This window comes from Brevibacillus brevis, assembly GCF_031583145.1.
GTDB lineage: Bacteria > Bacillota > Bacilli > Brevibacillales > Brevibacillaceae > Brevibacillus > Brevibacillus brevis_E.
Genome location: NZ_CP134050.1, coordinates 5,703,650 through 5,716,838 on the forward strand (window position 1 = coordinate 5,703,650; position 13,189 = coordinate 5,716,838).

Sequence of the window (13,189 nt, forward strand, 5' to 3'; positions counted from 1 at the left end):
GCACGGAAGGCAGTCCTATACCAACTGTTCCCGTGAAGTCAGGTGAAGTCGTACTTGCTGGGATGCAAGGCGGGGCTCCTTAAAAGCTGGCTATGGTCAGGCGACGAATCCATGTTGACCCAATACGAGATAGCTTTTGCCAGGTAAAACAAGCGCTAGGGGTTTGGCAATAGCCGCTGTGTGTTCGATCGCACAGACGAAACAGGGACAATTCGGGCTGTTAAACCTGTTTTTCTCGGATTGTATAGTGGGGACCTACGGTCAGCAAAAAAAGGGATAGACAAGGTGGAACGTTTGAAGTCTTATCAGAAGAGGTGGGATAGCACCAACGAGGCTGATAAGATGGCGGCGGGTTCGTAGTAGTGAGGATGGCTTGCCGATTGTACTCGGAGTGGCAACACAACCGGGGAGGAGAAAACTGGCCGGAGCGAAGGAACCCAGTCAGCGGATAAGGATTATGAGAACTTGCAATGGGCGTTGTAAATTCTCCAAACAAAAAGGATTGCAGATACGCTTTATCTGCAATCCTTTTTTCCTTATTTATTTGATCTATCTGTTCATCTTGAGTGGTTGCTTCCGAGCAATACTTCCACTTCCCGCTCATATCCGTATCGCCGAAAGAAATCAATCAATGCGATTGCGAATATATCCCGTTGACTGATGTTTTTTTCCTTACTGTACTCTCGAACCAATTGATCCAGTGTATTTGCCATATGTACGGACTTCGTGATGAAGATACCAGGGACAACGTATCTGGGAACTTGCCCGGCCCCCGAGCCAGGCAGAATGAGATCGACCAGTTTATCTCTATGTCTTTGGAGCATGTCCAAAAGTGGCAAAAACTGTTCCATTTGTGCAATCTCTGAACGACTCCATTTGGTATTCACATGCATTGCACTATTTCCATCATCTGTTTGCATGTCGTCACTATGCTCAGCATGCGTATCGTCTTCCATAACGAGGCCATGGACCTTTTGGTAGTTCCCAACCTCTGATGACCATTTATAACCTTTTGCTTTCATGAAAGCAGCCAGTTCTCGATGATCGGAAAAGCCAAGTCTTTTGGCAATGGTTTTCGCATCTGTATCTCCCTTTTGAAACATGGAGATGATTAGTGAAACATTGGAGGACGTGCTTGCCTCTTGGTCAATGTTCAGCTTTTCCAGACGGCTTTGTGCAGGAACATAATTTTTCTTGCTCGAATCCCAGCAATAGTTTTTTCTCCGCATATAGATGTCGAGCGTCTTGTAATTTTTGTAGCCGAATTCCTTGGCGATCTCATCTCTCGTCTTGCCTTTGACGAAGGCTCGTTGTATTTCCTTTGCTCTGTCCTCTTCGGTATACTTCTTTTGGTTTATTGACTCCATACATTGCACTCCTACACGAATGAATTTCTCTCTCTATTTTGGTTTAAAGATTATTCACAGCTTCTGTTAATTGATCCATGTCCGTATGCGTATAGATACTGGTCACTTTTAGCGAGGAATGCCCCAGCAATTTTTGAATTTGAACCAAATTAACGTCCTTCTTCACCAGTTGACTAGCAAAGCTGTGGCGGAGAATGTGCGCTGTAATCTTTTTATTCCAGCCCAGTTTTTGTGCGGCGTCTGCCAAACCTCTATTGACATAGACAGGGGACAGCTTACCCGTTTTTTTAGTGCAAAAAAATAAGTTGGAGTGGACAGAAGGACGTTTGTTCTCAACGTAGGACTCAAGCAATGGAATCAAGCGGTTTGAGATCGGAATCAAGCGGTCTTTGTTTCCTTTACCTGCTCTGACATGGATGACTTTGCGCACAAGATCAACGTCGTCCAATGTCAAATTCAAACATTCGGAGATCCGCATTCCCGTCATATATAGGACAAATACAACCAGACGGATTAAATCATGGTCGATTGCATTTGCCAGTTGGTCTACTTCTTCATCAGACAGGTACGTTCTTTCTTTTTGCTGCACGCTTATTTTCTCAACGGACAGCGCTATGTTTCTCATGACTAGTTCCTTCTTGTATGCGTACGTAAAAAAGGAACGGAGCGTATGTAGATTTCTTGATCGGCTGGCAGGAGCGTATCCCCGTTTTTCCTTGAGATAATAAAGAAAATCCTCGATATCGCTGGTGACTAATTCATCGATGTAGCACTCGCAATTATACTTGTACTCCAGGTACCTCTGAAACGATTCCAGATCTTTACTGTATCCACTGATTGTCTCGGTACTGCGATCAATGGATGACAAATACTGCAAAAAACTTTGGATAGCATTTTTAAGCAACATTCTCTAGATTCACCTTTTTCTTATACATTGCCAATCCGTTAGGATAATAACTATCCTGTAACGAATAAAAGACCTTTCCCTAAAAGTATGGGCTTCTACAGGTAATGAAAAACACATCGAAATAAAAAAGCATAATAGATATCTACGACTAGAATATTCTTTTGAACAGGTACCAGTTTCAGTAGAATGATTAAGAATATGGAAGCATTTTCTACCTCGATGGGTAATTTTAACACTAGTGATAAGGGTTTTCAACGTCTATATAGATAGGACTTTTTTCACGCTTTTTAATCGTTATAAAATTTGACTGTTGTTCTAGGTCATTAAACCCATAACAAATGATATCGAGTTATTGTTGGTCTCTTTTTTGTTTTTTTATTATATTTAATGGTAATTTAATAATAATTAACCAATATGGTTACTAACGCTAAATTCTTTGTAAGTAGTTCAATATTTATGAAATAACATTCCGGAATGAGTTCTTATTTTATCAACGGAATCAAATCAATGCGAACGTCGTTAGTTAGATCATCGATTATGTAACAGCTACTTATAAATCATTACACTTACATTTCGTGAACATTTTCCTAGGTATAATTGTTTACTTATTCAACAACGATTTGGTTACAAAATAAGTAACAATTTAGATGCAGTTTCCTTCTTCGATCCTGATCGTTCTCCGTTTTCACTTTTATCCTAATCAGCAAGGTACAAGAGCAACAAACCGTGTTTAGGGGGCGCCATACAAAATACTGATTTTCCCGTTACTTCTGCTTTTCCCTGTCCTTTCTGGACATACCCAGACAGGCACTTTTTATGTCGCATATAGTCCTGTTATGTGCTTCCCCCAAACTCCGAGTAAAATTAACGGTAGGTACGGAGATATTGAAACAGAGCAAGGGCCATTCACAGTGGGCTTTTAATAATGTCTTTTAGGAGGAGTCGTATTATATCTGTAGCTGTCGGAGGCCTTCCCGAAACTTCTTTTCAGACCTTTCCTTACTTTTTGATCAGATTCACTAGATCCGCTCGAAATCTGATATAAAAACGGTTTTTGCTCGGGAAACAGAAAAGCATGGTACCCTTCCTGAACAGGACTCATTTTTATAGCTCCCTTTCTGCAGTAATGCTACCGCCTGTTCCTTGTCCTAACGGCTGATGTTGAGTGGGCCATCGTCTGGATTTGAGCGTGGCCTGCCAGCTTACTAACCGTTGTGGGTGGCACACCTTTTGAGCAGTAGGGAACAAAAGGTGTGGCGAAATTTATGGGGGTACGGTCTGAAACCGATCTGCCCCCTCCAAGCCTTTCAGGAGCGTGTTTACGGCATCCTTGTGCAGCTTCTCGGCTCGTTCACTGAGCAGAGGTAGGATTTGCCCTGTGCTTATTTAACTGTCGTTCTGACCGGATATACTCTTTTTATTGATCGTTGACACCGCATACTTGTTTTCCATGAGGTGGTTTTAGTAGATGGAAACGAAGAAACGTTTTAAAACGATTGGCTACTCATGCCCATTCCCTTTAGGCACACACTCATCGCCGACGTATAACCCTATGGTTTTGGGCGCAATCCCATTTTCGCCAAGGTACTGCTCAAACCGCTCGATCGAGTTCATTTTCGTTTACCTTCCTAAAACACAAAAGACCTTTAACCAGTTTATTGGCTTAGTGCGGTGCTACTCGTTGCCTCCAGATGTAAACTTGCGAATAGCGTCCCAGCTCTCTACCTCATCGTTGCTCCATACCTGGCGGACGTTCTCATGCGGTAGTGCTCGCTGATGATGTTCTTCTGAAGCTTCCAGCCTCTTTTCTTGTAAGGGAGTACAGGGTAAAATTAACTCCTAATGCCTTGGTTGGTAGATTCGGAAAAAGCATGTACAACAACTCCTCTCATTCTTGATTCAAGGAAATAATATATGTTTGAGTTTTGAGTTGTTACGTTTGTCAGGAAGGAATTGTCATGATGGAGTCGAATGCAGAGTTTGGAGGGAGAAAACATGGGTTTGGATTTGAGAGTTGACACAGGAGACTTGAATCTGTTGGCTCTAAAACTGGGTATCTGGATCGTTCAGATGATCTTAGTGTTAATCGTTGTTGAGCGGTTCGTTCCAAGGTTTTTAGCTGGAAATGCGAGGGCAGCTGTGGGCCTTGTAGGAATCTACCTGTTTGCAATGTGGTTGAGCTAAAAACAAGCTAACAAAAGCTAGACGGCTGGGAGCTTCCAGCGGTCTTTGTCTTTTGGACTAACTGTAGTTTTTATATTCTTCAGTGAGTATCAAATATGATTCAATGCAGACTCTTATTGAGTAGCAAGGGATGCAATTTAGATTCACTGGTCTTGAGCGTTTTGCAGTGAGAATGTGCAGCGTATTACAGAGAGGATTTGCAGCGTAAAGACAAGCTAATGATGATGGAAACGGATCAGCCGAAAGAGCTATATAAAGTGATATAGAGGACCAGCGGTAACCAAAACGGTGCAAATCCAAGCTCAGCTCTCGGATAGACTGACTGGATTCGTGAACAATACCGGTTACACAGTAAAGATGTCATGAATAAGGCTGTGGAGGATTTTTGAAGAAGTATGGAGGATAGGGGGCGTTTAGGCTCTTTATTTAAAATAAAGAGCCTACCACATCTCTGTGATAGGCTCTACGGTAATACATATCACCGAAAGACTATAGACATTAACTTCTACAGGCTTACAGCAATATCAGATGTGATGTTAGCAGCATTGTTATTAGTGTCAGTTACATCGATGTCATCTTGAGCTTTCAAAGTTACACCGTTGGAAAAATCTTGCTCGGTCAAAGCAACTCCATCAATTGTAACAACGATCTCTTTCGCTCCACCACCAGCAGTAGAGATAGTACCAGTTGTAACTTTAGCGCCTTTAATGTAAAGGTCAAAGTCCTCAGGGTTAGTAGAACCAGCAGCAACTGCTTCGTTGAAAGTAAGTGTAATTACTGTTTGTGATTCATCTGTTCCTAAAGTACCTGCATCGTCAGGTGTAATGCTAGTAACTGCAACACTAGCAATTGTTGGACGAACGTTTTCTACCAAGTATTCTTTAGCAGTAAATTCATCCATTGCTACACCATCTGCACTCTTAACACCGCTAACTTTAACAGTGCGCAGACCAGTGTAAGTATTAGAATCAGCAGCCAAAGTTAGTTCTACAACGTTACCTGCCAACAAAGTTGCATCCGCTACAGTTGCACCAGTTACAACATAGTTAGCTTTATTCGTTGCAGTAGCACCATCAACTGCTTTATCGAACTTAACTTGAACTGTGTTGTTGTCAACTACCTTGATACCATTGCTTGCAACTTTAGGAGTAGACTCTCCAGAATCATAAGTAGTGTCAATTCCTGGTTTTGCAGTATCAGCATCAGTGCCACGAGTGAAAGCGAATGCTTTCGCTGCAGCTACGTTATCGTTACCAGCTGTATCTGTTACCAGAGCTGCTGGCATATCAACAGTGTAAGAAGCACCCTCAGTCAAAGTAGTAGAGACAGAGTCAGCAACTTTGTTAAGTTCAATCGTAAACTGATTAGCTTTTCCTGTAACAGGAGTAAGATCAGCAGGATCGAATGTAAGGTTTACAGAAGATGTAACAAAGTTGGAAACCTTTTTCGCAGCAGCTGTTACCGTGGTAGTTGGTTTTACTGTTACATCTTCACTGAACGTCAATGTCAAAACTTCTTTGCCATCTTTATTTTTGGAAACAGTGGCAGTAGAAAGTGTTGGCAATACGGAATCAGTTGTGAAGTTTACGATTTTGCTGAATGCAGCGTTATCTTCACCAGACAGATCAGTGAAAGAGGTAGCTGCGATAGATACAGTGACAAGACCTTGTTGAGCATTAGTCAATGTAACAACGTATTTGGTTTTGTCCGTGGCATCTTGAGTCAGAGTTCCAGTAGAAGTAGTCAGAGCTTGGCCACCTACTGAAATATCAGTTACAGCCAGTCCTTCGATCTCTTCACTGAACTTCAATTCGAACTTTTTAGCGTTAACAACAGTAACAGCGGATACTGTAGGAGCAACACCATCTTTTGCACCTTTTTGAACTTTAGCAGTTACAGGATTTGGACTTACCAAGTTACCACCGAAGTCCAACGCACCTACAAATGTTACAGTGATCTCTTTACCGGAAGGAATACCTGCATCAGAAAGATCCAATTCAACAGATTTTCCATCGATTGAAGGTCTTACCAAGCTAGACAGATCAGTTCCATCAGCCAATTTTGCAGTAAGAGCACCAAAATCATCGATTGGCTCAGAGAAGTTTACTTTAACTGTAGACGCATTAACTGTTTCTGTACCAACCAAGGTTGGAGCTACAGTATCTTCATAAGTAACTTTTTCGTTGTAGGCAGCAATGATGTTTATGGCAGGATAAAAGTGCAGAGAATTGCGGCGGAAAACTGCAGAGTTCCACCGCAATTCTGAGGCCATGAAAAAGGCACTTGCCAACATCCCCCTACAAAATCTACCCTTGGATTTGGCGAAAATCTGAGGGAGTGAGAGGAATGTTGAAAGTGCCACAACAACAGTATATCCGATTTTTGCGAGAAGTCGAAGGGTGTTCGATTCAGGAAATTGCGGAACGTGTCCAGGTGAATTGGCGAACCGCCAAGAAATATGCGGATCGCGACGATTGGAATGAACCGGTATGCAAGCGAAAAGGCCGCCATCCGGTGTTGGGACCGTACTTAGAGATTATTGACACATGGCTGGAGGATGATGAGCGTCTTCCACGCAAGCAACGCCATACAGCCGTCCGCATGTTTCAGCGGTTACGGGATGAGTACGGCTTCCCTGGCGGGCAGCGAACGGTATCCGAATATGTCTCCAAACGGAAGAAAGCCATGGCAGCCGAACGAGCCGAACATTTTGAGCGTTTGGAGCATCCAGGTGGAGAAGCTCAGGCTGACTTCGGGACGGTGTACGTGGTCAAGTCGGGAGAACTGGTGGAGCGGAAAGTATTGACCCTGTCGTTTCCGTACAGCAATGCCGCCTTTGTGTTCCCGGTTCCGAAAGAAAACACGGAATGCTTTCTGGAGGCCTTAGGGCGGCTATTTCAGCAAATGGGAGGGGTTCCTCGCAAGATTTGGTTTGACAACTTGTCCGCTGCTGTTGTGTCCATCCAGCAAGGCGGAAAACGAGAGTGTACGGAAGCGTTTCGGCGTTTCTGCGCCCATTACCGCTTTGAGCCCCTGTTTTGCAATCCATACAGCGGCCATGAGAAAGGCCATGTGGAAAACAAAGTGGGGTATGGACGCCGGAACTGGTGTGTTCCGCCACCGGTTATCGATACGCCGGAACAACTGGAGACGTATTTGGCGGAAGCTGCCCGTGCGGATATGCAGCGCCCTCACTATGTGAAAAAGCAAACCATTGCCGAGTTGTGGGAGCAAGAAAAATGCAAGCTGCTGACGCTGCCGACGACACCGCTGGAGATTTTCCGGCTGGAGACGTGCCACCTGAACAAATACGCTGAGCTGTCGTTTGACGCGGCTCTCTTCCCGTTGCCGCAGTGTCGGGCCATGCAGCCGGTTTTGGTGAAAGTCAAGTGGGATGTGCTGGAGGTGTTAACGGCAGACGGGACATATACCCCGATTGTGACATTGCCTCGTCCCTATACGGAGAAAGTCATTTCAGTAGATTGGAAGGCGGTATTGAAGAGATATGAAAAACGCCCGCGGGCGGTGATGTATTCTTCCTTTACCAACATGATGCCTCAGGCGCTCCAAACGTTTTTGACGGTGGAAGACATGAATGCACGAAAAGCACGAATTCGCCTGCTCCATCGATTGCTCGACACCTATACGTTGGAGGAAATCGGGCAAGTACTGGGAGAATTGTCGCATCAGCAAGAGCATCTGGCTGTTGCCTTGGAGCATGCCCTTTACGCGATAAAACACCCTGTTTTCCGCCCGGAACCGTTTTCAGAGTCGCATACACCCCCTGCCCTTCACGGGCAGATACCCATGCTGGATGAGTACGACCGGATCCTGGGGGTGAGGGTGGAATGAGAGAAGAGCTGGCAAAGGTGTGCAAAACTTTGCATTTGGCGCATGTGATGGAAACCTATGAACAGGTGCCGTTTGAAGATCGGGAGAGCTTCTTGCTGGGAGTCTTGCGGATGGAGATTCAACGGCGGGAGGAGACAAAGCTGAAGCGACTGATAAAGAAAGCCGCGTTTCCCCAACTGAAGACACTGGAAGATTACGCTTTTGAGGCAGTCACCTTACCGGAAACATGTACAAAGGAGGGATTGATCGACCTACGTTTTTTGGAGCGCAAGGAAAATGTGCTGATGCTGGGAAAAGTGGGCACGGGGAAGACCCATCTGGCAACAGCGCTTGGCGTAGAGGCGTGCCGAAGGGGATATGCCGTTCGATTCTTCCGTGTTCCCGATCTGGTTGCGCTCTTGCAGGAAAAACACGCGAATGGGGCACTGATGCGGTTTCAAAAAGAACTGGCAGACTGTGAGTTGTTGATTTTGGACGAGGTTGGGTTTGTTCCCTTTCACCAAACGGGGGCTGAGCTGTTGTTTCATGTTATCTCGGCCTGCTATGAGAGAAACAGTGTGATTGTGACGTCGAATTTGGAGTTTGGGCAGTGGAATACGGTGTTTGGAGATACGCGATTGACGGCAGCCCTTGTGGATCGCCTCGTCCACCACGCCCATATTCTGGCGTTTACCGGAGAAAGCTACCGACTGCGCCATGCTCTATCCAGCATGAAGTCTTCCTAAATTCTTTTGTATTGATGTTGGCAGTGTTCTGCATAAATTGGCCGCCAAACTCTGCATTTTTGAGTTGCAAAATACAAATGAACTCGCCCTCAGACGATTTAACGGAATCTTTCTTCACTGAGAACAGATAAGTACCTTCCCAAGTTCCAGTTCCAAGAGTAATAGTAAGAGTTTTACCATCTACACTAAGTTCTGCAGGGTTAGTACCGGAAAGATCAGCACCATTTTTCTGGAATGCAGTGTTTACAAGGTTACCGCCAGAAATTACAGTATCCTTATCTACAGCAGTACCAAATTTAACTTCAAGTTGTTTAGCGTTAATAGCACTTACCGAATCAACTTTCAGCTCGCCAGGTGTAGTACCATCAACATCTTTACGAGCATCGTAAGTACCATCAGTTTTACCATCGATAGTAGCTACATCGTAGCTAGCTGCAAAATCTTCTTTAACCAATGGCTCGGATTTCGCTTTTGTGAGACCTTCGTCCAAGATTTCTGCGATGGAAGCACCTTTACCAGTGAAGTCCACAAATACCAGATTGTTGTAGTCACTGATCGATTGTACTTCTTTCAGGTAAGCTGCTTTAGCTGTTGCATTCATGTTCAGCATTACATCAGTCGAATAATATTTGTTTACATTACCGCCGATGTACAGACCATCTTTTGGTCCAGCTGCGAAAGCGGATGCAGCCATGCTTGCAACGACTGCGGTCGAAAGAACAGAAAGAACCACTTTTTTATTCACGTACTACCCCTCCGTAAGTTTGATTGGAAGTTCTTTTTCTATTTAGGGTATGTAGAGAGCATAAAGGGATTAGCTCCCCCTATGCTCTACTATTGTATCCCCAAGAGTTTTAGCTCTAGCGAATCTTACGCTTCTTTGAAAGTTACAGTAGCTGTGTCAGTTTTGCCATCTACGCTAGTAACTTTCAGAGTACCGGTTTTTGCTTCTTTCACGTCTGTGGATACTTGAACTTTCATTCCGCCATTAGTGTAAGTTACTTTAACTTCTGGCTGAGTCAGAGTTTGGTTGCCGATTTTCAGTTCAACAGACTCGATATCGTCTTCGGATACTTTGCTGTTCAGGTCAGCAACTACTTGGTATGCGTATACGCCGCCACCCATGCTGGTGAATACACCATCAAGTTTGCTTGCGATAGCATCCCAGTTGTCGCCGCCACCGTTACCTGGTTTTTCACCTGGAGTTTGGCTCAGGAATTCTTCGATAGCATCCTCGGAGATGTCGTTTTCATCCAGGTAGTCTTCGTCAGCGACGATCAGAACGTAGTCATAACGGGAACCGTCATCGTCGGAGTCGATCAGGATGATCAGATCGCCATCTTCAACACCGTCGGTAGCTTCCAGATCATCAAATGCATCGATGTAAGCAGTGGAAGAGGAAGTCAGCAATTTAGAACCACCAGTAGTCTTGATGGTGTTGCCATCTACATCTTCAACTTGAGCTACACGCAGGTCTTCAATGCCGTTGTCAGCCCACTCATCTTCGTCCAGAGTGATTCTCGCAGCTTCGCTGGTGTCTGCACGGTCTACTACTTCTTCAACATCGTCTACGATGATTTCGTCATCGGAGTTGGTATCGAATGCGATGAAGTCACCACGGCGGATACCTTTGTCAACCAGATCGTCTTTGTCGTCGTCCAGTTTGAATTCTTTTTCAATCAGGGCGCCGGAGTCGTCTTTGGTCAACAGGGTGATAACGTCTGCTCCACCGGAAGTTTTGAAGTCTTTCACGAAACCGAAACGAGCGTCTCCGCCCAAACCGCTTCCGTCTACAACGAAGATTGCTTCTACTTCATCTTCATCGTCGTTCAGCAGGTAGTAAACTTTCAGGTTGCTGGAATCAGCAACGTCTTTGAACTTAACAGTACCTGGAGATTTCAGTTCAGGGCGTTTTCCTGGAGTGATTTCGCCAGTCATTTTGAAGACTGCAGTGTCGTCTGTTACTTCTGCATCGCCTACTGCATCGTCATCTTCATCGGCCAGTTTTTCCCAAGCGGATCCTTCGCTGAATTTCAGTTTGGAAGTATCCATGATTTTCGCTTTGCTCACTTCACCTTTGGAATCCAGGGAAACTTCGAGCAGTACGAGATCTTTATCTTTGCTTGGAGTCAGGAGACCTTCCAGTTCATCTTCACGATCGTTTTTGTCGAAAGATTTACCGTCAACGTCTTCGATTTTCTTCTTATCGAGGGAGACAGTCAGTTTCTTGCCTTTTTCTGTCATCACCACGAATGCGTACTCATCGCTGCTTGGGTTGTAAGTAGCTTGTTTTGTGATGATCGCTTTCAGTTTGCGATCGTTAACAGCGTCAGAAGTTTCGATGTGACGGATGCGGCCAGATGGATCCAGGTATGCTTTTACATCTTCACCATCGAGGTCGCTTACCCAATCCCAATCTTTGCTGCTCAGGGTTTTCACATCTTTGTTCGCATTGTCGGAGTAAGTAGAACCATCTTGACGCATACGGTAAGTTTTGTCACCGATAGTCAGACGGATGTCAGAGCTGCTACGAGTAACAACTTTGTCAACTTTACCTTCAACTACAGTACGGTTAGCAACAACGATCAGTTTGTCCTCGTCGCCATCAGCGTAGTATACGCTGTATACGTCCATTGGTTTCAGGTCAGCCAGTTTCGCTGGTTTGCCATCCAGGAGGACAGTGAAGTCAATGCCTTCATCGAGGTCATCCAGGTCGCTGAATTTGTGGTTATCAAGGTTTTCGATTTTCTTCTTGTCAGCATCGATTTTCTTGATTACTTCAGAACCGTATTTCAGACCTTTTCTGGATTTGTCCATAGTTTGGTCGTCAATTACGTGGATGTAGCTGATTTCGTTGTTGTCGCTCAGAACCAGCTTAGCTGCGAAAGTATAGCCGCTGTCGGAGTTGTTGTCTTTGATGATGTCTTTCAGACCGTCAACAGCATCGTTGTATTGTTGGAAGTTGTAAGTAACTTTGGTGTCTTTGGTAAATTTGTAGGATTTACCGCTTCCGTCCATGGAGATTTTCAGATCGTCCAGATCAGAGTTGCTCAGGTTGGAAGGATCGGAATAAGCTTTGCCATTCAGGTAGAAAGTGTCCAGACGGTCCATTACTACGTCTTCGTCTTCGGAACCTTCCATCCAAACGATTACGTTTTCTTTGTCGTCTTTGATCCACACTTGTACGTGTTGACCATCGAACTCGTTCGGGTTGATGCCGTCTGCTACTTTGTAAGTAGTGCTGCCCAGACCAGCGTCTTTACCGTTCAGTTTTACTTCGTTGGATTTCAGTTCACCCAAACCGATTGTTGGGATTTTGGTAACTACTGGCAGATCGTCTGGATCGTTGCCGTCATCGTGAGCCCATTCCATGTCACGAACAGTTACATCCAGATATTTGGTCAGCAGAGTTTCGTCAGTTACGTTGAAACGGATGTCAGTACCGTATTCAACTTGCTCCATCAGGTCTACGCGAAGAGCGTTGTCCAGCATTTTGAATACGTCACCGCGAACTGCTGCATTGTTAGGGTTGCTGATACCTTTTGCAATGTTCAGCTCGGAAGCTTTGGAGATCATGCTGTTTGGCCATACACCTTTAACGGATGGCTCATAACCCAGAGCGCGAACGATCATGGTTACTGCTTCAGCATAAGTAACTTGGTTTTGCGGTTTGAAAGATTTGTCCGGGAAACCTTTTACGATTTCTTCACCGGAAGCTACGTTTACGAAACCAGCGAACCAGTCAGTGGAACGAACGTCAGTGAAAGTAGAGTTGAATTGTGCCAGTTTCGCACCTTGCTCCAGTCCGCGAGCGCGAACGATCAGAGTAGCGAACTCAGCACGAGTGATTGTTTTATCTACGCCGTAATCGCCGTTGCCATAACCTGCTACCAGGCCAAGAGCTTCCAGACGTTTTACGGTTTTCTCCATTGCAGCATCCATTTTAGGAGCAGTAGTTGTGTCCTCTGCTGCGAAAACCATTGGAGCAACAGTAAGTGCGAGGGCACTTGCCAGTACACTGTTAACGACCTTTTTCATAACCTTGTGTTCTCCTCCTCTAGTATAAACAAATTGTTCTTGGGGAATATTTGTTGTTAATCTATCTTTCTTTTTAAAGCCCGAATCCTGCAAGCGCGTGTCACCTCCTTTCGCAG

General features: G+C 44.9%; 8 protein-coding genes. 3 read left to right on the plus strand and 5 right to left on the minus strand.

Annotated features, from left to right (window positions below; translation table 11 throughout):
• Positions 1 to 557: 557 nt before the first annotated feature.
• Both RGB73_RS28140 and RGB73_RS28145 read right to left on the minus strand, forming a co-directional pair.
• On the minus strand, positions 558 to 1,367 hold the full coding sequence (locus tag RGB73_RS28140) for a hypothetical protein (RefSeq protein WP_310766631.1): 810 nt from the start codon (positions 1,365 to 1,367) through the stop codon (positions 558 to 560).
• A gap of 43 nt (positions 1,368 to 1,410) precedes the next feature.
• Complete coding sequence (locus RGB73_RS28145; protein ID WP_310766633.1) at positions 1,411 to 2,274, minus strand: tyrosine-type recombinase/integrase; 864 nt, start codon at positions 2,272 to 2,274, stop codon at positions 1,411 to 1,413.
• Positions 2,275 to 4,269: 1,995 nt separating this feature from the next.
• Here RGB73_RS28145 and RGB73_RS28150 point away from each other — a divergent pair.
• Positions 4,270 to 4,458 (plus strand): hypothetical protein, encoded by a 189-nt coding sequence (locus RGB73_RS28150; RefSeq protein ID WP_310766634.1) that lies wholly within the window; start codon positions 4,270 to 4,272, stop codon positions 4,456 to 4,458.
• Between the two features lie 505 nt (positions 4,459 to 4,963).
• On the opposite strand, the gene RGB73_RS28155 is transcribed toward RGB73_RS28150, so the two are convergent.
• The gene (locus RGB73_RS28155) at positions 4,964 to 6,751 is read right to left on the minus strand and encodes a hypothetical protein (protein ID WP_310766636.1); all 1,788 of its coding nucleotides are present in this window, start codon (positions 6,749 to 6,751) and stop codon (positions 4,964 to 4,966) included.
• A gap of 53 nt (positions 6,752 to 6,804) precedes the next feature.
• Between RGB73_RS28155 and istA the strand changes: the two genes are divergently transcribed.
• Together istA and istB are read left to right on the plus strand one after the other, a co-directional pair.
• Complete coding sequence (gene istA, locus RGB73_RS28160) at positions 6,805 to 8,310, plus strand: IS21 family transposase (RefSeq protein WP_024985199.1); 1,506 nt, start codon at positions 6,805 to 6,807, stop codon at positions 8,308 to 8,310.
• Positions 8,307 to 9,035 (plus strand): IS21-like element helper ATPase IstB, encoded by a 729-nt coding sequence (gene istB / locus RGB73_RS28165; RefSeq protein WP_023555238.1) that lies wholly within the window; start codon positions 8,307 to 8,309, stop codon positions 9,033 to 9,035. Before istA ends, istB begins: the two co-directional genes overlap by 4 nt.
• Here istB and RGB73_RS28170 read toward each other — a convergent pair.
• Positions 8,980 to 9,780, minus strand: coding sequence for a hypothetical protein (locus RGB73_RS28170; RefSeq protein WP_310766637.1), 801 nt, complete (start codon positions 9,778 to 9,780; stop codon positions 8,980 to 8,982). The two genes, istB and RGB73_RS28170, sit on opposite strands and share 56 nt — an antisense overlap.
• A 125-nt stretch (positions 9,781 to 9,905) precedes the next feature.
• Entirely contained in the window at positions 9,906 to 13,166 is a 3,261-nt protein-coding gene (locus tag RGB73_RS28175; RefSeq protein WP_310766639.1) for an S-layer homology domain-containing protein, read from the minus strand.
• Positions 13,167 to 13,189: the final 23 nt, after the last annotated feature.

What these genes read in the sequence shown, in the direction of transcription:
- RGB73_RS28140 (WP_310766631.1), bottom strand. Translation starts at nt 1,367, where the DNA reads ATGGAGTCAATAAACCAAAAGAAGTATACCGAAGAGGACAGAGCAAAG.
- RGB73_RS28145 (WP_310766633.1), bottom strand. Translation starts at nt 2,274, where the DNA reads ATGTTGCTTAAAAATGCTATCCAAAGTTTTTTGCAGTATTTGTCATCC.
- RGB73_RS28150 (WP_310766634.1), top strand. Translation starts at nt 4,270, where the DNA reads ATGGGTTTGGATTTGAGAGTTGACACAGGAGACTTGAATCTGTTGGCT.
- RGB73_RS28155 (WP_310766636.1), bottom strand. Translation starts at nt 6,751, where the DNA reads ATGTTGGCAAGTGCCTTTTTCATGGCCTCAGAATTGCGGTGGAACTCT.
- istA (WP_024985199.1), top strand. Translation starts at nt 6,805, where the DNA reads ATGTTGAAAGTGCCACAACAACAGTATATCCGATTTTTGCGAGAAGTC.
- istB (WP_023555238.1), top strand. Translation starts at nt 8,307, where the DNA reads ATGAGAGAAGAGCTGGCAAAGGTGTGCAAAACTTTGCATTTGGCGCAT.